19 protein-coding genes and 1 pseudogene are annotated in these 21016 nt (G+C 70.9%); 10 read left to right on the top strand and 10 right to left on the bottom strand.

Going from position 1 to position 21016, the window contains the following annotated elements:
* Nucleotides 1–58 precede the first annotated feature (58 nt).
* From ACYUD3_RS22235 to ACYUD3_RS22225, 3 genes are read right to left on the bottom strand one after another with little or no spacing between them, the layout of a single operon-like run.
* A complete protein-coding gene (locus ACYUD3_RS22235; protein WP_470972507.1) occupies nucleotides 59–709 on the bottom strand; it encodes an amino acid ABC transporter permease in 651 nt (216 codons plus the stop codon).
* Nucleotides 709–1419, bottom strand: a complete 711-nt coding sequence (locus tag ACYUD3_RS22230) for an amino acid ABC transporter permease (RefSeq protein ID WP_470972505.1) — start codon at nucleotides 1417–1419, stop codon at nucleotides 709–711. The genes ACYUD3_RS22235 and ACYUD3_RS22230 overlap by 1 nt, the downstream gene beginning before the upstream one ends.
* 13 nt (nucleotides 1420–1432) lie before the next feature.
* Nucleotides 1433–2218 carry an ABC transporter substrate-binding protein gene (locus ACYUD3_RS22225; RefSeq protein WP_470972503.1) on the bottom strand — a complete coding sequence of 262 codons (786 nt, stop codon included), beginning with the start codon at nucleotides 2216–2218 and terminating at the stop codon, nucleotides 1433–1435.
* A gap of 235 nt (nucleotides 2219–2453) precedes the next feature.
* On the opposite strand from ACYUD3_RS22225, the gene ACYUD3_RS22220 reads away from it, so the two are divergent.
* Both ACYUD3_RS22220 and ACYUD3_RS22215 read left to right on the top strand, forming a co-directional pair.
* Complete coding sequence (locus ACYUD3_RS22220; protein ID WP_470972501.1) at nucleotides 2454–3260, top strand: IclR family transcriptional regulator; 807 nt, start codon at nucleotides 2454–2456, stop codon at nucleotides 3258–3260.
* A gap of 121 nt (nucleotides 3261–3381) precedes the next feature.
* Nucleotides 3382–4368 carry an NAD(P)-dependent oxidoreductase gene (locus tag ACYUD3_RS22215; RefSeq protein WP_470972499.1) on the top strand — a complete coding sequence of 329 codons (987 nt, stop codon included), beginning with the start codon at nucleotides 3382–3384 and terminating at the stop codon, nucleotides 4366–4368.
* A gap of 262 nt (nucleotides 4369–4630) precedes the next feature.
* Here the strand turns inward: ACYUD3_RS22215 and ACYUD3_RS22210 are convergent, their stop codons facing one another.
* Nucleotides 4631–5206 (bottom strand): transcriptional regulator, encoded by a 576-nt coding sequence (locus ACYUD3_RS22210; protein ID WP_470972497.1) that lies wholly within the window; start codon nucleotides 5204–5206, stop codon nucleotides 4631–4633.
* 310 nt (nucleotides 5207–5516) lie between these two features.
* Here ACYUD3_RS22210 and ACYUD3_RS22205 point away from each other — a divergent pair, with 310 nt between their 5' ends.
* Nucleotides 5517–6095, top strand: coding sequence for a hypothetical protein (locus ACYUD3_RS22205; protein ID WP_470972495.1), 579 nt, complete (start codon nucleotides 5517–5519; stop codon nucleotides 6093–6095).
* 83 nt (nucleotides 6096–6178) lie between these two features.
* Here ACYUD3_RS22205 and ACYUD3_RS22200 read toward each other — a convergent pair whose 3' ends face one another.
* From ACYUD3_RS22200 to ACYUD3_RS22190, 3 genes are all read right to left on the bottom strand, one after another.
* Nucleotides 6179–8071 (bottom strand): ATP-binding cassette domain-containing protein, encoded by a 1893-nt coding sequence (locus tag ACYUD3_RS22200; protein WP_470972493.1) that lies wholly within the window; start codon nucleotides 8069–8071, stop codon nucleotides 6179–6181.
* Complete coding sequence (locus ACYUD3_RS22195) at nucleotides 8068–8919, bottom strand: phosphotransferase enzyme family protein (RefSeq protein ID WP_470972491.1); 852 nt, start codon at nucleotides 8917–8919, stop codon at nucleotides 8068–8070. Before ACYUD3_RS22195 ends, ACYUD3_RS22200 begins: the two co-directional genes overlap by 4 nt.
* Before the next feature lie 634 nt (nucleotides 8920–9553).
* Nucleotides 9554–10702, bottom strand: coding sequence for a pyridoxal phosphate-dependent aminotransferase (locus ACYUD3_RS22190; RefSeq protein ID WP_470972489.1), 1149 nt, complete (start codon nucleotides 10700–10702; stop codon nucleotides 9554–9556).
* 115 nt (nucleotides 10703–10817) lie between these two features.
* Here ACYUD3_RS22190 and ACYUD3_RS22185 point away from each other — a divergent pair, with 115 nt between their 5' ends.
* Nucleotides 10818–11201, top strand: a complete 384-nt coding sequence (locus ACYUD3_RS22185) for a hypothetical protein (RefSeq protein ID WP_470972487.1) — start codon at nucleotides 10818–10820, stop codon at nucleotides 11199–11201.
* A gap of 146 nt (nucleotides 11202–11347) precedes the next feature.
* Complete coding sequence (locus tag ACYUD3_RS22180; protein ID WP_470972485.1) at nucleotides 11348–12376, top strand: terpene synthase family protein; 1029 nt, start codon at nucleotides 11348–11350, stop codon at nucleotides 12374–12376.
* Here the strand turns inward: ACYUD3_RS22180 and ACYUD3_RS22175 are convergent.
* Complete coding sequence (locus tag ACYUD3_RS22175) at nucleotides 12337–12942, bottom strand: TetR/AcrR family transcriptional regulator (RefSeq protein WP_470972483.1); 606 nt, start codon at nucleotides 12940–12942, stop codon at nucleotides 12337–12339. The genes ACYUD3_RS22180 and ACYUD3_RS22175 overlap by 40 nt on opposite strands.
* A 206-nt stretch (nucleotides 12943–13148) precedes the next feature.
* Here ACYUD3_RS22175 and ACYUD3_RS22170 point away from each other — a divergent pair, with 206 nt between their 5' ends.
* Together ACYUD3_RS22170 and ACYUD3_RS22165 are read left to right on the top strand one after the other, a co-directional pair.
* Nucleotides 13149–13751 carry a TetR/AcrR family transcriptional regulator gene (locus ACYUD3_RS22170; protein WP_470972481.1) on the top strand — a complete coding sequence of 201 codons (603 nt, stop codon included), beginning with the start codon at nucleotides 13149–13151 and terminating at the stop codon, nucleotides 13749–13751.
* A 145-nt stretch (nucleotides 13752–13896) separates the two neighbouring features.
* Nucleotides 13897–15492, top strand: a complete 1596-nt coding sequence (locus ACYUD3_RS22165; RefSeq protein ID WP_470972479.1) for an L-lactate permease — start codon at nucleotides 13897–13899, stop codon at nucleotides 15490–15492.
* Between the two features lie 55 nt (nucleotides 15493–15547).
* On the opposite strand, the gene ACYUD3_RS22160 is transcribed toward ACYUD3_RS22165, so the two are convergent.
* Together ACYUD3_RS22160 and ACYUD3_RS22155 are read right to left on the bottom strand one after the other, a co-directional pair.
* Entirely contained in the window at nucleotides 15548–16900 is a 1353-nt protein-coding gene (locus ACYUD3_RS22160) for an alkaline phosphatase (RefSeq protein WP_470972477.1), read from the bottom strand.
* Nucleotides 16901–17070: 170 nt separating this feature from the next.
* Nucleotides 17071–18126: a ParB/Srx family N-terminal domain-containing protein gene (locus ACYUD3_RS22155; protein WP_470972475.1), complete on the bottom strand. Its 1056-nt coding sequence runs from the start codon at nucleotides 18124–18126 to the stop codon at nucleotides 17071–17073.
* Nucleotides 18127–18395: 269 nt separating this feature from the next.
* Here ACYUD3_RS22155 and ACYUD3_RS22150 point away from each other — a divergent pair.
* From ACYUD3_RS22150 to ACYUD3_RS22140, 3 genes and pseudogenes are all read left to right on the top strand, one after another.
* A pseudogene (locus tag ACYUD3_RS22150) lies at nucleotides 18396–18953 on the top strand (TerD family protein); the annotation flags it as partial.
* A gap of 788 nt (nucleotides 18954–19741) precedes the next feature.
* The gene (locus ACYUD3_RS22145; protein WP_470972473.1) at nucleotides 19742–20317 is read left to right on the top strand and encodes a TerD family protein; all 576 of its coding nucleotides are present in this window, start codon (nucleotides 19742–19744) and stop codon (nucleotides 20315–20317) included.
* A 29-nt stretch (nucleotides 20318–20346) separates the two neighbouring features.
* The gene (locus tag ACYUD3_RS22140) at nucleotides 20347–21000 is read left to right on the top strand and encodes a lytic transglycosylase domain-containing protein (protein ID WP_470972471.1); all 654 of its coding nucleotides are present in this window, start codon (nucleotides 20347–20349) and stop codon (nucleotides 20998–21000) included.
* Nucleotides 21001–21016: the final 16 nt, after the last annotated feature.

Here is a 21016-nt window from a genome sequence, read left to right as displayed (position 1 = left end):
GTGACGGACGGTGCTACCAAAGCAACCTCCCCGTCACAACTGCCGCTTGACAACATCATTAGGAGGTGACGGCCTTTCGCTCCATGCGCCGCACGAGCAGCGACAGCGGGTAGCAGATGACGAAGTACAGGGCGGCGACGGCGAGATACGACGTGGCCGGGGCGCCGACGCGGTCGATGACGGCCTGCCCCTGGCGGACCAGTTCGACGTAGCCGATGACGACGGCGATCGAGGTGTCCTTGATCAGCGAGAGGTACTGCCCGACGAGCGGCGGCAGGACGATCGTCCGGGTCTGCGGCAGGACGACGCTGAAGAACGTGCCGGCCTTGCCGAGCCCGAGGACGCGGGCCGCCTCCCACTGGCCGCGCGGTACGGCCTCGATGCCGGCGCGGAAGATCTCGGCGATGTAGGCGCCCTGGTAGAGGGTGAGCGCGACCAGGGCGGCGCCGAAGACGGTGAGGCCCATGGGGGCGAGGTAGGCGATGCCGAAGTAGAGGAACAGCATCTGGATGAGGAGCGGGGTGCCGCGGAAGACCTCCAGGTAGACGCGGGCGACCTGGGCCAGCACGGGGATCCGGCTGGTGCGGGCGGCGGCGACGATCAGCCCGAGGGAGGTCGCGGTGGCGATCGCGGCGAGCGACAGCCGCACGGTGGCCCACAGTCCGTCGAGGTACAGCTCGCGGTTGGACCAGATGACCGACCAGTCCATCACGCCTCCTTCGGCAGCGGCCGGCGTACGAGACGGCGCCGGGGGGCGGGGGCCAGGGGCGGCTTGAAGGCGGCGCGGCCGATGAGGGAGGCGGCGAGGACGACCGCGTTGGTGAGCAGCAGGTAGAGGACGGCGGCGATGCCGAAGACCTGGACGGTCAGCAGGGTGCGGGAGTTGATGACCATGGCGGTGCCGGTGAGTTCGGGCACCGAGATCGCCGACAGCAGCGAGGAGCCCAGGATGATCTGGACGAGCTGGTTGACGACGGCCGGGTAGACGTTGCGCAGCGCCTGCGGCAGGACGACGTGCGCGAAGGTGCGCGCCGGGCTGAGGGCGAGGACCCGCGCGGCCTCGCGCTGGCCGCCGGGCACGGCCTGGAGCCCGGCCCGGAAGATCTCCGTCAGGTAGGCGCCGACGTTGACGCCGAGGGCGAGCACGCCGGCCTGCACGGGGCTCAGCCTGAGGCCGGCCGAGGGCAGCGCGAAGTAGGCGACGAACATCTGGAGCAGGACGGGGGTGTTGCGGATGACCTCGACGTACACGGCGACGGGCGCGCGGACGGCGCGGTGGCGGGAGCCGCGCGCGAGGGCGCCGAGCAGGCCGAGGGCGAAGGCCAGCGCGAAGGCTTCCAGGGAGAGTTGCAGCGACAGCCGGGCCGCGTCGAGATAGGTGGGCCAGTCGCGCAGGGCGTAACTCCAGTCGACGAACATGTCAGCCCCGTTCCTAGTAGGCGGGGTTGAGCGGAAAGACCCGCTTGACGCCGAACCACTTCTGGTACAGGGCGTCGGCCTGACCGGAGGTGTTGAACTCGCGCAGCCAGGTGTCGACCCAGCGCGCCCAGGTCGCGTCGCCCAGCGGCAGGCCGATGCCGTTGTACTCCAGGGGGACGACGGACGTCTTGGTGACCGTCAGCGAAGGGTCCTGCTTGGCCTGGTAGTTGAGGAAGTTGGAGTCCTCGACCATCGCGTCGGCCTGGCCCTGCTTGACGGCGAGGACGGCGGCGGAGGAGGTGTCGTACTCCTGGATCTTCGCCTTGGGGTTGGCGGACTTGATGGCGTCGCCGTTGGTGGAGCCCTTGGTGACGGCGACGGTCTTGCCGGTGAGGTCCTGGAGGGTGGCGATGCCGCTGGACTTCTTCGCCAGCAGGACCTCGCCCGCGACGATGTAGGGGTCGCTGAAGGTGACCTGCTTGGCGCGTTCGGCGGTGGTCGTGAAGTTGCAGACGACCGCGTCGACCTTGTGGGTCTGGAGGTTGGGGATGCGGTTCGCGGACGTGGTGTCGACGATGTGGACCTTCACGCCGAGCGCCTTCGCCATCGCGGTCGCGACGTCGACGTCGTAGCCCTGGGGCTTGTTGTCCTTGTCGAGGGAGCCGAACGGCGGGAAGGTCAGGCAGCTCGCGACGTTGAGGGTGCCGCGGCGGATGACGTCCTGGAGGGTCGAGGACTGCGCGCCGCCGGTGGCGGCGCTGACCGAGGTGCAGGCGGTGAGGGATGCGAGAGCGGTCACACCGATACAAATCGGAAGCAAGGGGCGGGTACGGTGACGGAATCTCTTCACGGGGGCTCCCTTCCGGGAGGGTTGCGCAGGTTCGCTAGGGAGGAGGTTTTGCTATGCAGAACTTGATTTCACATTGCACAGCGCGGGGCGTTGCGGAGAAATTAGCCCCCTCCCCCACCCCCGTCAACGCTGGATTTCAATATGTAACATTCAGTTTTGCAATGCAGTACGGTAAGGTCCGCCCGTGACCCCCGAGAAGACCCCCGAGACCCCCCGCAACTCCTCCTCGTCCCTGCGCCGCGCGCTGAGCCTGCTCATGTACCTCGCCGAGGACGACGGCCACCCCCAGGGCACCTCGCTCACCGACCTCGCGACCGGCCTGGGCATGAGCAAGAGCACCGTCCTGCGACTGCTCGCCCCGCTGCGCGACACGCGCCTGGTCGACCAGGACCCCGAGAGCGGCCACTACCGGCTGGGCCCGCAGAACGCGCTGCTGGGCCAGGTGTACCTGGAGCGCCTGGACATCCGCCGCACGGCGTCGCCCTTGCTGCACACCCTCTCCCAGGAGGTCCGGGAGGCCGTCCACCTGGTCAGCTTCGACCCGCCGGAGATCGTCTACATCGACAAGGTCGAGAGCCCGCAGGCCGTGCGGATGCACTCCCGGGTGGGCGGCCGGCAGCCGGCGTACTGCACGGCGACGGGCAAGGCGTTCCTCGCGCACGCCAAGGAGGAGATCCTGGCGCAGGCGGTGACGTCGGGCCTGCCCCGCCGCACCCCGGCGACCCTGACGACCCCGGACGAGCTGTACGCGGAACTGGCCCGGGTGCGCGCGCAGGGCTATGCCGTGGACGACATCGAGAACGAGCTGGACATCCGCTGCGTGGCCGCGCCCGTCTTCGACCACACCAGCGCTCCGGTCACCGCGATCAGCGTCTCGGGGCCGGCGTCACGGGTCACGCACGAGCGGGTGCCGGAGATCGCGGAGCGGATCATCGGGACGGCGCGGGCGTTGACGGAGCGGTTGGGTGGGGTGATTCCGGGGGCGGTGTGATTCCGGGGGCGGGGTGAACTCCGCCGCGATGAGCTGTGCCCCGGTGTTCATGCCGGGGCACAGCTTGTGTGACGGGCGTGCCGGAGTTCCGCCGGGACGGATCCGCCGCTACCGGACCGGCGTGAAGTCCCGCGCCCCGATGAACTCGGGCCCGCGCACCGGCGCCGCGAAGGGCTCCACCGCCCGCGGGGCCGGTGAAGAGGCGGATGCCGTGGGCGTCGGCCAGCCGCCGGAGCGCTTCGTCCGACGGGGTCCCGGCGTCCCGCATCTGGAGCGAGCGCTTGTAGTTGTCGCGGGGCGTCTCGCCCGCGCAGCCGTCTGGAACCGCACCCCAGCCCGCGCCGACGCCGTCGTCGCCGACGGAGCGACGCTCGCGGCGACACCCGGCGAGGCGATCGAGGCGAGTGACCTCGTGCTCCTCAGCCTCACCGACTACCAGGCGATGTACGACGTCTTCGACAGCGCCACCGCATCGCTCGCCGGCCGGACGCTGGTCAACCTGAGCTCGGACACACCCGATCGAACGCGCGAGGCGGCATCCCGGGCGGCGAGCCACGGCGCCGCCTTCCTCACCGGCGGTGTCATGGTCCCGGCACCGATGGTCGGCACGGAGGCCGCCTACGTCTACTACAGCGGCCCCGACAAGGTGATGGAGAACCACCGGACGACGCTGGCACTGCTCGGCACCCCGAAGCGTCTCGGCGAGGATCCCGGCCTCGCCCAACTGATGTACCAGGCCCAGCTCACGGTCTTCCTCACCACCTTGTCCGCGCTGATGCACGCCACCGCGATGCTGAGCACCGCAGGACTGAAGGCCAAGGAAACACTGCCCGAGCTGCTCTCCTCCACCGACTCGATCGGCGCCATCCTGCGAGCCGGCGAAAAGACCCCGGGCGCCGCACTGGATGCCGGAGAACATCCCGGCGGCCTCAGCACGATCACCATGATGGGCGCGACATCCGACCACATCGTCGAGACCAGCAGATCACTCGGCCTCGACCTCGCACTCCCCCTGGCCGTGCAGTCCCACTACCGCCACGCCATCGAGAACGGACACGGCGCCGACAACTGGACCCGCATCATCGACAGCATCCGGAGGCCACGCTGACCGAACACGGGGCTGCTGAGCAGACCGGCGTGACCAAGGGGACGACCAACGCCATCCACACCAAGGCAAATCGGCAGGCCCCCTCAGCCCGCGCCCCGAAAAAACCGGCCGCGCGGGCCGGATGACGCGCCCGGCGGATGCCGGCTCAAGGCGGTCCCGACCGGCCGCCGCGTCGGAGCGGGCCTCGGACTCCCTGCGCCGGGCTCCCGTAGAGCCCGCCCGCAGGCACAAACCCGGGCCGAGGCCGCCCCACCCGCAATACTCAGGCCGCGAAGCCGACGTTCGTCACGTACTCGTACTGGCCCCACTGCGAGCCCAGGTCCACCAGTACGTCATCGGTCCAGACCCCGTCCAGCGCGGTCAGGTCGTCCGCCGCCCAGGCCGCCACGATCCGGTCCCAGCGGCGGACGTTGAGTGTTCTGAATCCCACTACCCGCTGGCGCGGGGAAGGGACCCCGGACTGGTTCAACGGGTGGAATTCCACTCGGGTTCCCTGACCGCCGCGATTCAGGCGGGTCAGCAGATAACGTGCCACGTTCTGCCTACGGACCGATCGATATGCCTTCTCGATCTTTTCCAGGTTTTTCGCGGACGGTTTCTGTTTCTCCGACAGCCACGCTTTCAGCGTCCGGTCCGACACCGCCAGGCCCGCCTCCCGGGCGGTCTGACGTGCGTGATCGGTGCGGGTCAGGTAGTGCAGCCGTGCCATCAGCCCTCGACGGGAAGTGATCGGCGACGCCACGAAACCTGCCAGCGCGCCCAGTTGACGCGCTACGGCTTCGGAAGCCCTGATGCCCTGGGCACCGTATTTACCGAACTCGATATTCCTGTCCGGCACCCTGACTACCACCCCTTGCTGAAATCGATTTGAGGACTTGTCGGAAGAATTTGGTACGCGGCGATTCTATACCAGAGGCCGGGTACGGTGATCTTGTTCGATCCGGTTCCGGGGTGCCGATCGCGACCCCCACCGAGGGGCTGACCGGTTTTGCCCGGATCCAGACACTTGCGGATCGCAGCGAATCACCATGTGTCCGACTCCTTCCAGGGTCGCGGCGAGCTTCGCTATTTGGCTGTGGCGGCCCTTGGCATTCGGGCATCGTCGTCGTAAGAGGCAGGTCGGCGCCAGGGTCTGTGAGGAGAGTTTCATGGCGTGGCAGAGCATTGAGTTCGGGTCGTCTCACGAGGGCAGGGCGAGTGCGGTGCTTGGTGACGGCAGCGAGCCGAGCCCCAGGTATTTCGGCTCCGCAGGCGGCAAGTACACGTACGAGAGCACGGACTGGTGGGTGTACGACGGGAAGCGGAGCACCCCCAAAGCCAGCCATTTGCGCGGGAGTTGTTCCTGCGGGTGGCGCGGGGCGGACCTGTATCCCCTCGACTGGTCCGAGGTCGACTGGCGGCGCGCCCATATGTACGAGGACGACGGGCCGCACGGGGACTGGGAGCGGCACATCGAGGAGGTCGGGGAACGGGTGGTCCCGATACCCGGCGAGGTGACGGAGCTGATGGGTCAACTCGGCGACCGCATCTCCTCGTTGGCCCTGAGCGAGCCGCTGGCCGCGCTGCGGGTCGTGGCCGCGCTGGAGTACAAGGCGCTGCGCGGCGGGCAGCGGGCCGTCGGCTCTCTCATGCGCAAGGAGCTGTCCGACGAGGCGATGGCGACGGCGCTCGGGGTGACGAAGCGGGAGATCTGCTACCGGATGATGCGGTACCAGCCCAGCCGCTGAATCCCCGAAGGGGCCGCATCGCAGGACGCGGCCCCAAGCGGCCCTCAAACGGCCCCCAAAGGCCCCCAAACGGCCCAAGAGGTTCAGCGGTCCTGGGACAGAGCGTACAGCTCTCCCAGCAAGCTCCCTTCCGTCGCTACGAGTTGATCGAAAGTGCCTTCCTCCCGGATGCGGCCCTCGTCGAGGACGAGAATCCGGTCGGCCATGCGGACGTTGTCGAGGCGGTGGGTGACGACGACGGTGATCCGGTCGGGGGCCATGGCGCGCAGCTCGCGGAAGATGGTGTGCTCGCCTCGGGCGTCCATCTCGCTGGTGGGTTCGTCGAGGATGAGGACGGCCGGTTCGCGGTACATCGCGCGGGCGCAGGCCAGACGTTGCCATTGCCCGCCGGACAGTTCATGACCGCCCCAGACGGAGCGGGCCAGGAGGGTGTCCAGTTCTCCGGGGAGGGAGCGGAGTGCTTTGGTCATGCCTACGCGGTCGGCGGCGTCCCAGATCCGGTCGTCGCCGTGTTCCCGGGGCTGGCCGAGGGTGATGTTCTCGCGGGCGGCGAGGGGCCAGCGGCCGTTCTTTTGGGGGACGAGGCCCACGTGGCGCCAGACGGACTCGGCCTCGGCGGCGGCCAGGTCGGTGTCGTCCCAGAGGACTCTGCCTTCGGTGGGGAGGGTCAGGCCGGTGAGCATCCGGATCAGGGTCGACTTGCCGGCGCCGTTCTCCCCCACCAGGGCGACCACTTCGCCCCGGTTCAGAGTGAGCGACAGGGGGCCCACGGCCGACGTCTCCTTGCCGGGGTAGGTGTGGGCGGCGCCTTCCAGGCGGATCTGCCGTGGGGGCGCGGCCTGGGTGGTGCCGCGTGCGGCGGTGGCGGCGCGGACCTCTTCCACGAAGGTGTGGTAGTCGGAGAGGTAGAGGCCGTGGTGGAACATCACCGTGCTGTATCTGATGATCGAGTTCAAGGCCCGGCCCGCCGTCTGGGACGCGACCACGGCCGTGCCCGCGATGGCCGTCGACATCGCGCCGGTGAGGACCAGCCCGGCCAGCGAGACCCACATGCCGAGGGTGAAGAGGCCACCCAAGGCCGCGGCCAGCAGGGTGACCAGCAAGTACGGGCGGGCACCGGCCAGTTCGCGGCCTTCCACCCGGTCGCACATCGTCCGGTACCAGAAGTGCAGGTAGCGGCGCATGGTGTTGGCGCGCAGCTCGTCGGCGAGTTCGGCCGTCGTCAGCCACCAGCGCATCATGCCCCGGACGTTGCGCGCGGAGAGCGTTCGGTCGTGGACGCGGTAGTCGATGCGGGCGGCGATCACTCCGCCCATGCCGCGCGGTACGACGGACAGCAGGAGCACGCCGAGCAGCAGGGGGTGCAGGGACGTCAATACCGTGGCGGCGGAGACCAGTTGGACGAGTCCGTTGGTGAGGGTCTTGGCGTCGTCGGCCAGGTCCACGGCGCGCAGCGCGCCGATCTCGGCCGCCTGGCCGCGGTCCTGGAAGCCTTCCGCGTCGTACGCGGCGAGTTCGGCACGCATGTGGAGGTCGACCAGGGTGAGGTCGACGGCGGAGGCGATCTTTGGGTTGAGGCGGCGGGTCGCCCAGTCGGCGAGGATCCACAGGCCCGCGCCGGTGGCCATCGCCGCCACGGCGACGGCGAGTGCGGGCCAGGCGTGTGCCAGGCCTTCACGCGGGTCGGTGGTCATGAGTTCGGGCAGCGCCTTCGCGACGGCGGCGAGCATCACGGCCGTGCCGAGGCCGGAGAGCAGCTGGCACACCAGGATCGTGACGGCCATGCGCCGGTCGACCGACCAGGCCAGGCGGGCGGTCCGGATCAGCGCCGCGGGGATGCGGCGGGCCATGTCCCACAGGGTGGCGTCGTCCATCGCGCGGCGGTGTTTGCGCCCGTTGTAGTCGAGTTCCGGCGGCGCGGACGGCTGGGGGACTCCCGTACGGGCCGGGGGGATCGGCATCGAGGCTGTCGTCATGCGGTCGCCCCTGTCATGAGCCGGTCCAAGGTGCGGCGGCCGTGTGCGGAGGCGTCGAGGTCGTCGTACGCGAGGCGGTTCGCCGCGTCGAGGGCCGTCAGGCAGGTCAGGGCCTGGTTCTCCTCGTGGGTGAGGTCGCGGCCGTAGCCCTGGAGGAAGGCTGTGCGCAGGTCGGGGCGGTCGGGCCAGGCGGTGCCGGCCAGGGGGACGAAGTCCTGGACCGCCGCGGCGAATCGGGAGCGGGCGAAGTCGATCCAGGCGGCCTGGCGCAGGGTGCTCGACCACAGGAGGTTGCGGGGGTGGGCGTCGCCGTGGATGAAGGCGAGCGGGAGGGGTGGGAGGGTGCGCAGGCGGGTGGCCTGGTCGTGGACGAACTGCCTTTGCGGTGGGGTCAGTTCGGTTCGCCTCAGGTGGTTCTCGGCTTCTTCGGCGGCGGTTCGCAGCGCTCCTGCGGCTTCCGTCCGGCGGGGGCCGGAGAGCTCGCCGGCCGCGTGCAGTCTTGCCAGCAGGGTGCCGGCCTGCCGGTGTGCCCGGGTCTCTTCGGCGGGGGTGAGCGTGAGTTGTCCGAGCGGGGTTCCTGGTAGCGCGGTCAGGAGGAGGGCCAGGTGCCGTGCGTCGGAGGCTTTCAGCTGGGGTGCGCGGCCGGCGGCGAGGGCCGGGACCGCGTGGCGCAGGGCGAGGGTCTCACGCTCGTACATCAGCGGGCGCCGGGAGAGTTTCAGGTAGTGGTGAGCGCCCTCGGGGAGCGTCAGTTTCCAGACACGGGAGCCGGTCCGGGTGTCCTCCACGGCCGGACGGGCGCCGAGCACGCGTCCGGCCCAGGTGAGGACGGCGGGAGCGAGCGTCATGCGCCCCACCTCGATGACGGTCGTGACGCGGAGGCGAACAGGGCGCGGCGGACGTCGACCGGGCGGCGGAACGCGGTGGCCGCCACCGCCTGGGCGGGGGGATTTTCGAACGCGGGGTGAAGGGTGGTGAGTACGCGGACGGGATTCACGGTTTCTCCTCGGTGGTGGTGCGGTGTCTGACTGCCCGTACAACTCCCCTGTTCACAGCGGGGGTACGGGTCGCCGGGGGCGACTTGTCGAGCGTGAGTTCGAGGTTTTCCGCCCGGCCCAGGCCCTGCCGGGCCGAGCGGGGGTCACGGGCGCGTTCGATTCACTCGTCGAGGTGACGGAGGTGGGGATTGTGGCCCGGATGGGGGATCGTCCGACTGCATTCAGTCCCTTCGGCGAGGTCGCTCTTTCTCGGCGGGGCGCGGGTGCGCTCCGTGAGGGAACCTTCGCCGAAGGGACTGACAATCGGGCGGGGGTGATGTGGGGATCCGGACATCCCGGAAAGGTGCTGCGGGGGCCCGTGCCGGCGACGGAGAGGGCCCCTGATCTGGGGAGAGGCACGCAGAAAGGATTCTCGTGCGACCCTGTCAGGGCCCGGAATCAAGCGGTCGCCAAAGTGGCTTGTTATAGCCCCCGGATGCCTGGGTCAGACCAGCTTCGCCAGTCTCTCGATCCCCTCGTGGAGTTGGTCGGCCGAGGCCGCGTAGGACAGGCGTACGTAGCGGTCCGCTGTGTGGATGCCGAAGTCCCGGCCGGGGGTGAGGGCGAGGTGGGCCTCGGTCAGGGCGCGTTCGCAGAACTCCCAGGAGCCGGCGCCGACGTCGGCGTACACGTAGAACGCGCCGTCCGGGGGGACGGGGACCGGCAGGCCGATGCGGTGGAGGCCGTCGAGGAGGAGGGTGCGGCGGGCGGTGAGTTCGGTGCGGCGGGCCTCGCAGACCGCGAGGGACTCGGGGGTGAAGCAGGCCAGGGCGGCGTGCTGGGCGGGGGTGGAGGCGCACAGGAAGTAGTTCTGGGCCAGGCGTTCCACCGCCGGCACCAGGGCCTGCGGCAGTACGCACCAGCCCAGCCGCCAGCCGGTCATGCCGAAGTACTTGGAGAAGCTGTTGACGACGACGGCGTCCGGGTCGTACGACAGCACGCTGTCCGCCGGGCGGTCGCTGAGGTTCAGGTAGATCTCGTCGACGATCCGCCAGGCGCCGCGTTCACGGGCGAGCGCGCAGATCCGGGCGAGTTCGTCGGCCGGCACCGAGGTTCCCGTCGGGTTGGACGGGCTCGCGATCATCACCCCGCGCGTGTCGTTCGTCCAGGACGATTCCACGGCCGCCGTGTCCAGTTGGAAGCGGGACTCGGCCGTCGTCGGGACGAGGCGCACCTTCGCGCCGAAGCTCTCCATGATCTGCCGGTTGCAGGGGTAGGACGGGTCCGCGACCAGCACCTCGTCGCCCGGATCGGTGAGCGCGGCCGTCGCCAGGACCAGGGCCGCCGACGCTCCCGCGGTCACCGCGATGCGTGCCGGGTCGACGTCCACTCCGTGCCGCTGGGCGTAGAACCCCGCGATGGCTTCCCTGAGCCGGGGCAGTCCCAGCGCGGGGGTGTAGGGCAGGGGCCGGCCGTCCATCGCCTCGCGCATCGCCTGCCGGACCGCCGGGGGCGCGCCGAAGTCCGGTTCACCGAGGCTGAGTTTGACGACGTGATGCCCCTGCGCCTCCAGCTCGGCGGCCCTTCTGCCGAACTCCATCGCGTAGAAGGGGGCGACGGCCTGGGCTCGTCGTGAGATCCGTACGGTGTCCATGGCGGCCGAGGATAGGGGGTGGGGCCGGCGCGCGCTCCTGCCGGCCGGCGAGAAAGCGGTCACTCGATCGGGTGGGACGGGTGTCGGGGGGCGGCCGCGGGGAACTGGCAGAGCCATGAGTGACACCGACGTCTCACGCAGTGGCAGTCCCGACTCCGCCGTCGACCGGGTGGCCGACTTCTACGGCGCCTACATCGACGCCGTCTCCGACGGCACCGACGATCTCAGCGACCACCTCCGCTCCCACTACCTCACCGAGGACCTGCGCCAACGGCTCGCGGCCTGGGAGGAGGCCAACCACGCCGACGGCGTCCTGCGCGCCCAGGACACACCCACGGCCTGGGAAGTGCGCTACCACGACTCCGGAGCGGGACACCTGTTCACCACCGTGACCCTCACCTGGGGCACCGGAGCGGACGCGGGCCACACCCAACTGGCGGTGCAGAGCGACCTGAACACCAAGCTGATCTCGGACATCGAGGACGCACCGGCGGGCTGAACACCGTATCGACCGGCGGTGGACCGGGTATCGCGCACGTCGGCTTTCCCGTTCGGGTGATTCAGTTGTTCGAGTGGTGGCGTGCGCGCCCCGGGTACCCCCGTGCGCTCTGGTGCATGAGGACGGGACAGAGGGACCGTAGAGGCATGCCACAGGATGTTGAGTTTTTTGTGCCGATCGAGGGGCGGGTCAGTCCGGAGTTGGGGCGGGCTCGGGGGCGGCATCTGGAGTGGGCCCGGGGGCAGGGGCTCGTGTGCAGTGCCGAGGCGCTGCGGCGGTACGAGTTCTCCCGGGTGGCCGAGAGCGCCGCTTACGGGTTTCCGGAGGCGGCCGGGGAGGATCTCGATCTGTGTTTCGACTTCCTGGGGTGGTTCTTCCTCTTCGACGATCAGTTCGACGCCCGGGACGGGCGGATCGGGGATGCGCTGGGGGTGTGCGGGGAGTTGGTGGATCTGCTGCGGTCGGGGGCGGTGGAGGCGCCGGGGGCCGCGCCGGTGGTGGCCGCGTTCATGGACTGCTGGGGGCGGATGTGCGCGGGGATGTCCGAAGGGTGGCGGCGGCGGACGGTGCACGACTGGGTGGACTATCTGGCGGGGTGGCCGGCCAAGGTCGCCGACCGGGTGAGCGGGACGCTGCCGGGGCCGGAGGCCCAACTGCGGGTGCGGCGGCGGACGATCGGGGTGCGTCCGCTGCTGGCGCTGGCGGAGCGGGTAGGGCGGTTCGAGGTGCCGGAGCCGGTGTGGTCGGCGAGCGGGGTGGAGGGGATGCGGGTCGCGGCGTGCGACGCGGTGATCGCGATGAACGAGGTGCACTCGTTCGAGAAGGACCGGGCCGGGGGGCATCCGAATCTGGCCTTGAGCCTGATGCGGTGGCGCGGGCTGGCCGAGGAGGAGGCGCTGGCCGAGGTGCGGGGGCGGGTGCGGGCCGCGGTGGAGTCGTTCCTGGAGCTGCGGTCCGCACTGCCCGAACTGGCGCGCGCGTTCGGGGGCGGCGGGAGCGAGCTGGAGCGGTACGCCGACGCCCATGCCGCGTGGATCCGGGGGTATCACGACTGGGGGCGCGCGGCCCCGAGGTACACGACCCGGGATCACCCTGGCGACCTCGGGCTGGAGAACCTGGTGGTCCGGCGGCGGGTTCAGGCGCCGAGGGCCGGCAGGACGACGGCGTCGACGTAGTGCTGGAGGAACGCGGGGTCGGCCGCGCGGTCCTCGATGAGCTGGCGGGTGATGAGGGCGCCGATCATCATGTGGGGGACGTAGCGGGCGGCGGGGGTGTCGGGGGCGATCTCGCCCCGGGCGGCGGCGCGCGCCAGCATCGTCGCCACGTCGCCCAGTTCGGGGGCGACGAAGAGGTCGCGCAGGGCCTGGCGGAGGTCGGCCTGGGTGTGGATCGCCTGGAAGAGGCCGCGCATGAGGGCGCTGTCCTGCGCTAACCGCTGGTGGTCGAGCTGGTCGACCAGAGCGCGGAAGTCGCCGCTCAGGGTGCCGGTGTCGATGTCGGCGAGGATGACGGGTTTGGCGTGCCGCAGCGCTTTGGCGACGAGTTCGGGTTTGCCGGCCCACTGCCGGTAGAGGGTGGCTTTGCTGCACCGGGTGCGGGTGGCGACGGCGTCCATGGTGAGGGCCTCGTAGCCGACCTCGCGCAGGATCTGTAGGACGGTCGCGTACAGCTCCGCCTCGCGTTCGGGGGTGAGCCGGCGGCGTGCCGGGTCGCCCGGTCGCGTCGTACCCACCGTCTTCATCTGCCGCACTCCTCGCCTATGAGGCCGCCGGGCTCGCCGCGCCCGCCGGGTTGCGCGGGCCCGTCCGGTCCGACGGGAGCCTGCGCATGTGCCGACGCTACCGCGAGACTTCATCAATACGAAACCGTTTCGGTCATGAAATGACGCACGGGCATGGCCGCGCCGCGTTCTGTGAGACTGGACGGCGAGCGGATCTGGAGGTGCGTATGGCCGGCACATCATCGGCCCCGGCGGCGGCGCGACCGGGACGGCCGCGGGACGCGGGGGCGGACGGGCGCATCCTCCAGGCGGTCGTCGACGAGCTCGCCGAGGCCGGCGTCGGCGGTTTCCGCATCAACTCCGTCGCGGCCCGCGCCAAGGTCGCCAAGCGCACCCTCTACTCGCGCTGGCCCGAGCGCGACGACCTGATCACGGCCGGCCTCGGCACCCTCTCCGGCCGCCTCGACCCGCCGCGCACGGGCCGGCTCGAACCGGACCTGCGCCGCCTGTACGACGCGATCGCCGCGACCCTCGACTCCCCGCGCTGGCTGATCGCGCTGCGCTGCTCCTTCGAACTGCCCGACCATCCCCGGCTGTACGCGTCCTTCCAGCGGGACTGCATCGACCGGCCGCTGGCGGTGATCGAGGACGTCCTGTACGACGCCCAGCGCCGGGGTGAGCTGCGCGGCGATCTCGACCGGTCGGTGGCGGCGGAGACGTTCGCGGCGTCGATCTCGGGGTTCAGCACGCACCTCGCGCGGCTGCGCGGGGTGAGCGCACCCAAGGTGCGTGACCGGTTCCTCGACCTGTTCCTCGACGGACTGCGCTGACCCGCGCCCCGGCCGACGCCGCACGGAACACCACACCGAGTCCCAGCCATCCCCGCATGGAACACCTCTCCCATGGGCATCACGCCGCAACAGGCGTTCTCCTGCGCCTCGTTCGTGTACGTGTCCCGCCGCTCCGGGAGGTTCCATGTACCGCCAGGTTCTCGATCCGTTCGCCGGTTCCCTCTACTGGTCCGCGCTGCTGGCCGCGTTACCCCTGCTCGCGCTGTTCGTGCTGCTCGGGGTGTTCCGGGTACGGGCCCAGACAGCGGCCGGGGTCGCGCTGGCAGCGGCGGTGGCGCTGGCCGCCGGGGTGTGGGGGATGCCGCTCGGGCAGGCGCTGTCGGGGGCGGCGGAGGGGGCGTTCTACGGGCTGTTCCCGGTGCTGTGGATCCTCGTCAACGCGCTGTGGATCTACCGGATGACCGAGGTGACCGGGTGGTTCGCGGTGCTGCGGCGGTCGTTCCGCACGGTCTCGGCCGATCTGCGGGTGCAGGGCATTTTGATCGCGTTCTGTTTCGGGGCGCTGATCGAGGCGCTCGCCGGGTTCGGGGCGCCGGTGGCGATCACGGCGGTGATGCTGGTCGCCGTGGGGGTCGTACCGCTCAAGGCGGCGACCGTGGCGCTGGTCGCCAATACGGCGCCGGTGGCGTTCGGGAGCATGGCGGTGCCGCTGACGACACTGGCCGGGGTCACGGGGCTGCCGCTGGAGGAGCTGGGGGCGATGGCGGGGCGGCAGACTCCGCTGATCGCGGTGTTCGTGCCGCTGCTGCTGGTGTTCCTGCTCGACGGGCGGCGCGGGGTGCGCGAGACGTGGCCGGTGGCCGTGGTCGCGGGGGTGTCGTTCGCGGTCGCGCAGTTCGCGGCCTCGAACTACATCAGCGTGGAGGTGACCGACATCGTCGCGGGGGTCGTCGCACTGGTCGCGGTGCTCGGGTTTCTCCGGGTGTGGCGGCCGGCCGCGGGCGGTGGGGCGGATGCCCGGGAAGAGGCCGACGAGCCGGAGGGCAGCGCTCTCATGGCGTTCGCGCCCTACCTCGTCATCGTCGCCCTCTTCGCCCTGACCCAGCTGGGGCCGGTCAAGGACTGGCTGGCCGGGCACGGGGTGGTGCAGTTCCGGTGGCCGGGGCTGGACGTCGTGACGGCGGACGGGCGGCCCGCGGGGGCGGTGACGTTCAAGCTGGAGCATCTGAAGGCGGCCGGGACGGTGCTGCTGGCGGCCGGGCTCATCACCATGGCGCTGTACCGGGTGGGGCCGGGGCGGGCGGCGCGGGCGTACGGGGCGACGCTGCGTCAGCTGCGGTGGACGGTCGTCACCGTGGCGTCGGTGCTGGCGCTGGCGTGGGTGATGAACCTGTCGGGGCAGACCGTGACGCTGGGGACGGCGCTGGCGCAGACGGGGACCGCGTTCGCGTTCTTCTCCCCCGTGGTCGGCTGGCTCGGGGTCGCGGTGACCGGCTCGGACACCTCCTCCAACTCCCTGTTCGGCGTGCTCCAGGTGACGGCGGCGCGGCAGACCGGGCTGGATCCGGTGCTGCTCGCCGCCGCCAACTCCACCGGCGGGGTGCTGGGGAAGATGCTGTCGCCGCAGAACCTGGCGGTCGCGGCGGCGGCCATCGGAATGGCGGGCAGCGAGAGCACGATCTTCCGCAAGGTGCTGGGGTGGAGCCTGGGGATGCTGGCCGTGTTCGCGCTGATCGTCTATCTCCAGTCGACCCCGCTGCTGGGCTGGATGGCCGTCTGAACGGCCGGTGCCCTCCCGGCCATACAGGCGCGGGAGGGCACGGGCGGGCGGCGGGTCAGCCGCCGAGGGCCTCGCGGAGGGTGGTGAACAGGTCGGTCTGGTTCGTGACGCCGAGGACGCGGTAGGCCTGCGGGCCCTGGGCGGCGATACGGACCTGGGTGCCGGTGTGCTCCTGGGACTGGCCGGGCGTGTTGGTCGAGTAGTTGACCTTCAGCTGCTGGCCCTCGTCGGTGACCAGGGTGGCGGACAGGCCGGGCGGGGTGGCCTCCAGCGGGACGATCTGGCTGGTGTGGCCGTGGTCGGCGGTGGTGACGACCAGGGTGTCGGGGTGCTTGGCCGCGTAGTCCCGGGCGAGCTTGACCGCGCGGTCGAAGGCGGCGGTCTCGCCGATCTGACCGCAGGGGTCGGCGGCGTGGTCCTGCTTGTCGATGGAGGCGCCCTCGATCTGGAGGAAGAAGCCGTTCTTGGCGTGCTTCTGCTTGGCCTCCAGGAGCTGGATCGCCTTGGCCGCGGAGTCCACGAGGCTCGGCGTGCCGGCCGGGCGGGCGGCGTTGGTGGTGGCGCAGCGCTGCGGGTCGGTGCCGCCGACGGCCGCGGCCTTGCCGGTCCACTCGACGGGGACGTTGCCGGTGGCGAGCAGCCCGAGGACGGGTCCCGACTTGACGTTCTTCAGGCCCGCGCTGTCGGTGACGACCTGGTAGCCGAGCTTCTTGGCCTGCTCGGTGACGGTGAGGCCCTGGTAGGCGCCGGCGGTGATCTTCTGGTCGAAGCGCTGCCTGCCGCCGCCGATGAGGACGTCGACCTTGTGCTGGACGGACTGCTCGGCGATGGAGCCGGGGCCGCCCTTGGCGATCGTGTCCGTGGGGCACTTCGCCATGTCGGCGGGGCCCTGGCAGGAGCGGTCGCTGACGTGCGAGGCGAGCACGGCCGGGGTGGCGTCGGTCAGCTCGGCGGTGGTGACGCTGCCGGTGGCGTAGCCCTTCTTCTGGGCCAGCTCCAGGATCGTGGGGACGGCCTTGTCGGTGCCCGGGGTCTTGGAGATGCGGCCGTTGACCGTCTTCACGCCGGTCGCCCAGCCGCTGCCGCTGGCGGCGGAGTCGGTGACGTACTCCGGGGTGCCGTCGGGGTGCACCGCGTACGTCGTGTAGGCGCCGGTCAGCGGGAACTTGTCCATGTTCAGGCGGCCGTTGGCGCCGACGGTGTAGTCGCGGGCGAGGGTGATCTCGGAGTCGCCCATGCCGTCGCCGATGAGCAGGATGACGTTCTTCGCCTTGCCGCCCTGGATCGCGGCCTTCGCCCTGTCCTTGCCGTCCGTCGCGCCCGCGACGTTGGTGACGGCCACGGCGGCGGCGGTCGCGGCGACCAGAGCGGTGGCGGCGGTCAGGTGACGACGGGTGGGTCTGCGCATGGAATACGGCTCCTCGGGCGTTCGGCGGCCCCGCACCAGGCGTGCGGGGCCGGACGGGAGTCACTTCACCAGCCCTCGGCAAAGGGAAGGGAAACGACCGGCCTAGAGGGTGTATCCCGTGTGTGTCGAACGTAAAGAGCGGGTTGTCGGACAGGGGTGGCCCGAAAGGGTCAGGCGGCGGCGCGCTCGCGGTGGTTCCTCAGGCTCGCCTTGTAGTCGAGGGCGTAGGCGAGCTTGCCGGGCTTGGCCTCGGTGAGCGGCTTGCCGAGTTTGGCGAACTCACCGCCCGTCTCCTTCTTGCCGTCGTTCCACTTGGCCATCTTGCCGAGGTCGGCGGCGGTCCTGCCGTCCGCGACGACGTCGTCGTCGGCCAGGGCGGTCATCGCCTGGGAGGCGCGCTTGACGAGGTCGAGGTAGCCGGCGAGGTCGGTGTCCTTGGCGGGCGCCGCGACCTTGCCGCGCAGCCAGGAGCCCCAGTAGAACTCCAGGAACTCGGCGGGCTCGCCGGGGACGGAGTAGCCGATGTCGCGGGTGAAGTAGACGAGGCTGCGGTAGGGGTCGTCGCGGAAGTTCGCCAGGCCCAGGCGGGAGGGCAACCGGCTGGGCTTGACGGGGCGTTCGCGCTCGTCCTTCAGCCAGACCTTGTGCTCGGCCTCCATCCGCTTCCAGAACGCGGACGTGCCGAGCCCGCTGAAGTCGTCGGTGATCCGGACGCGGACGCGGAGGTTCGCGCCGCCGTCGGGGAGTTCGTAGAACGCGGTGAGCGTGTGGTGGCCGTCGGTCAGGTAGAGCTTGCCGCCGGGGCCGACGACGGCCGTCTTCATCCCGGCGAGGCTGTCGGCGGTCTCCTGGCCGAGGGGGATCGCGCAGGTGAAGCTCTTCGGCCGGTCCAGGCGGGCGCCCGCGGTGACGGTGGCGGCCTCGCCCTGGCCGTTGGCCTCGCACCAGTCGTCGAACCGCTTGTTGACGCCGCCCGCGGCCTCGTCCTTGCCGAGGCGGTAGCGGCCGAGCTTGTAGTAGATCTCGTCGTAGCCGACGACCGACTGGGTCGGGTGCAGCTCGCCGAGCCGGACCTCGACGAGGTCGCCGGGGGCGGCGCACGTGTGGGCCGCGCGCCCGCTCGCGCATCCGTGCGCCTGGGCCGTGCCCGAGCCGGTGGTGAGCGCTCCGGCCGCCAGGGCGACGGTCGCGAGGCCGGCCGCGGTGCGCCTGCGGGGTGCGTGCATGGGTTTCCCTCCCGTTTCGAACCGGCGTCGGCTGATGGCCGGTTCGCCGCAGAGACGGTCGCACGGCCCGGGAATCGGAGGGTGGCCCCGGGGTGAACTCGGTGTGTCGCGCCGGGAGGGTGACGGGGGGTCAGGGGCGCTTTCGGGGGCGTGAAGGACCGCCCCCGGCTTCGTATATTTTAAATATTGCGCAAGCCGGGAACCATGGGTTTCCCCAGGGCGTTGATCACGATGAGGGTATGCGGCGCGGCTGCTAGGGAGGACGTCGAATGGGTGTGGCCCTGACCAAGGGCGGCAATGTGTCACTGGCGAAGCAGGCCCCGGGCCTGTCGGCGGTGACGGTGGGGCTGGGCTGGGAGGCCGCGGGCGGGTACGACCTGGACGCGAGCGCGCTGCTGTGCGACGCGTCGGGGAAGGTCCTGTCGGACGAGCACTTCGTGTTCTTCAACAACCTGGCCAGCCCCGACGGTTCGGTGCGGCACACCGGGACCGGCTCCCCCTCGGGGGCCGACCGGGAGCAGATCCACGTCGATCTGGCGCGCGTCCCCGACCGGGTCACGAAGATCGTGTTCCCGGTGTCCCTGTACGACGCCCCCGCGCGCGGCCAGAGTTTCGGGCAGGTGTCCCGCGCGCACATCCGGGTGACCGACCGGGACGGCGGGCGCGAACTCGCCCGGTACGACCTCACGGGCGGGGGCCTGTCCAGCGAGACGGCCCTGGTTTTCGGGGAGCTGTACCGGCACGGCGGGGAGTGGAAGTTCCGCGCCATCGGGCAGGGGTACGCCAGCGGGCTCGCGGGGATCGCCGCCGATTACGGGGTGGATGTCCTGGGCGAGCCGCAGGGTGGGGGCACTCCCCCGCCGGGATCTGCTCCGACGCCGATGCCAGCACCGATGCCGTCCCCTGCGCCGATGCCGATGTCCCCCACGCCGACCGTGGTCGACGTGCCCCCCGCCGCCGCGCCGCTCACCGGCCCGCTTTCCGTTCCGCCTCCTCCGACTGGGAGTCCCGCTGTGACCTGTTTCTTCGATCCCGCCCACGGCCCCGGTATGGCGACGGTGACGTGGTCGCCGCAGTGGGGTGTGCCGCGGCCGGTGCAGACGTGCGGAGGGTGCGCGCAGCGGGTGCAGACCACTCCGCCGCCGTACTACACGCCGCCGCAGGCCGGTTACCCGCAGCCCGGCTATCCGGCGCAGGCGCCCGGGTACGCGGGGCAGCCCGGCTATCCGCAGCAGCAGGGGTACCCCCAGCAGTACGGGGACAACAACTCCCAGCAGCAGGGCGGCGGGCGGCGGTTCGGGACCGGCGCGCTGCTCGGGGCGGGCGCGGCCGGCCTGGTCGGCGGGGCGCTGCTGAACGAGGCGCTGAGCGACGACGAGCCGGATGTGATCGTCAACAACTATTACGAGGGTGACGATTTCTGAGGGCCCTGTAGCGGCGCCCGCCCCGAAGTTCCTGTGGGCCGGCCCATCGCGGTGGCCGCTTCTCGAAGACGCGGCCCCGCTGACGGGGGAGCAGCGGGGCTCGCACTGCCACGGTAGCGGCAGCCCGCCCGCGGCGGAACGGGCCGAACCGGCCAACGCACGACATCCGACCATCGATGGAGGCAGTTCTCATGAGCGTGACACTGGCCAAGGGCGGCAATGTGTCGCTGAGCAAGGAGGCACCCGGTCTGACGGCGGTGACCGTCGGTCTGGGCTGGGCGGTCCGTACCACCACGGGCGCCGACTACGACCTCGACGCGAGCGCCCTGCTGTGCGACGCGGCCGGAAAGGTCCTGTCGGACCAGCACTTCGTGTTCTTCAACAACCTGACGAGCCCGGACGGTTCGGTGGTGCACTCCGGTGACAACCTCACCGGCGGCAGCCACGGCGACGACGAGCAGATCCAGATCGACCTCGCGGCCGTGCCGGCGCAGGTCGCGAAGGTCGTCTTCCCGGTCTCGATCTACGAGGCCGAGCAGCGCGGGCAGAGTTTCGGGCAGGTCCGGGACGCGTTCATCCGGGTCGTGAACCGGGCGGACGGCCGGGAGATCGCGCGTTACGACTTGACGGAGGACGCCTCCAGCGAGACCGCGATGGTGTTCGGTGAGCTGTACCGGCACGGCGGGGAGTGGAAGTTCCGCGCCATCGGGCAGGGTTATGCCTCGGGGCTGCGGGGCATCGCCCTGGACTTCGGGGTCAACGTCTGAGACGGCGAAGCGGGAGGGTTCGGGCGCACATGGCTGGTCCGAGGGCGCGGTGGTCGCGGCAACTGTTCTTCGTGGTGGTCACCGCGCTGGCCCTCTACGTCGTCGTACGGACGACGGAGCCCGCGGCGGAGGGGGAGGTCCGGACGGCGGTGCCCTCGGCGTCGCCGTCCCCGTCCGTGTCCGTCTCCTCGGCCGCTCCCGGGTACGACCCCGCCGACTACGCCGCCGAGGCGCGCAAGTGGGCGGGGCGGACCGGGGTCGACGCCCGGCTGCTGATGGCGATCCTCTACAACGAGGCGTACAAGCCGCATGATCCGGAGATCGAGCGGGCCTGGCAGAAGTACAAGCCGGACGCCTCGTTCGGGATCGCCAACATGCACCGGGCGACCTTCGACGCGGTCAAGCAGGGGCGGGACTTCGCCGGGCGGAGCTGGGAGGAGCTGCCCGACGACCGGTCGCTGGCGATCGAGTCCGAGGCCTGGTATCTGCACGACCTCGCGGCGCGGCTGCCGGCGAAGTGGCCGGGGGCGTACACGAAGGACGAGTTGCTGGCGCTCGGGTACAACACGGGCGAGGGCAACATGCTGGCGTTCGCGCGCGGGGTGGAGCCGGGGAGCCAGGCGCGGTCGTATCTGGGACGGCTGCGGGCGAACTGGGACCGGGCCGGGGAGGCGGTGGGCTGATCCGGGGGGACGTCGG

Source organism: Streptomyces sp. AMJ-169 (assembly GCF_055597585.1).
Note: the sequence above shows the minus strand (reverse complement) of the source record. Positions and strands in the feature narration are given on the sequence as shown.

Coding starts and splice junctions, on each gene's coding strand:
- ACYUD3_RS22140 (WP_470972471.1), top strand. CDS start 20,347: ATGGCTGGTCCGAGGGCGCGGTGGTCGCGGCAACTGTTCTTCGTGGTG.
- ACYUD3_RS22160 (WP_470972477.1), bottom strand. CDS start 16,900: ATGCGCAGACCCACCCGTCGTCACCTGACCGCCGCCACCGCTCTGGTC.
- ACYUD3_RS22185 (WP_470972487.1), top strand. CDS start 10,818: ATGAGTGACACCGACGTCTCACGCAGTGGCAGTCCCGACTCCGCCGTC.
- ACYUD3_RS22190 (WP_470972489.1), bottom strand. CDS start 10,702: ATGGACACCGTACGGATCTCACGACGAGCCCAGGCCGTCGCCCCCTTC.
- ACYUD3_RS22175 (WP_470972483.1), bottom strand. CDS start 12,942: ATGAAGACGGTGGGTACGACGCGACCGGGCGACCCGGCACGCCGCCGG.
- ACYUD3_RS22195 (WP_470972491.1), bottom strand. CDS start 8,919: ATGACGCTCGCTCCCGCCGTCCTCACCTGGGCCGGACGCGTGCTCGGC.
- ACYUD3_RS22205 (WP_470972495.1), top strand. CDS start 5,517: ATGGCGTGGCAGAGCATTGAGTTCGGGTCGTCTCACGAGGGCAGGGCG.
- ACYUD3_RS22200 (WP_470972493.1), bottom strand. CDS start 8,071: ATGACGACAGCCTCGATGCCGATCCCCCCGGCCCGTACGGGAGTCCCC.
- ACYUD3_RS22170 (WP_470972481.1), top strand. CDS start 13,149: ATGGCCGGCACATCATCGGCCCCGGCGGCGGCGCGACCGGGACGGCCG.
- ACYUD3_RS22235 (WP_470972507.1), bottom strand. CDS start 709: ATGGACTGGTCGGTCATCTGGTCCAACCGCGAGCTGTACCTCGACGGA.
- ACYUD3_RS22180 (WP_470972485.1), top strand. CDS start 11,348: ATGCCACAGGATGTTGAGTTTTTTGTGCCGATCGAGGGGCGGGTCAGT.
- ACYUD3_RS22145 (WP_470972473.1), top strand. CDS start 19,742: ATGAGCGTGACACTGGCCAAGGGCGGCAATGTGTCGCTGAGCAAGGAG.
- ACYUD3_RS22165 (WP_470972479.1), top strand. CDS start 13,897: ATGTACCGCCAGGTTCTCGATCCGTTCGCCGGTTCCCTCTACTGGTCC.
- ACYUD3_RS22155 (WP_470972475.1), bottom strand. CDS start 18,126: ATGCACGCACCCCGCAGGCGCACCGCGGCCGGCCTCGCGACCGTCGCC.
- ACYUD3_RS22230 (WP_470972505.1), bottom strand. CDS start 1,419: ATGTTCGTCGACTGGAGTTACGCCCTGCGCGACTGGCCCACCTATCTC.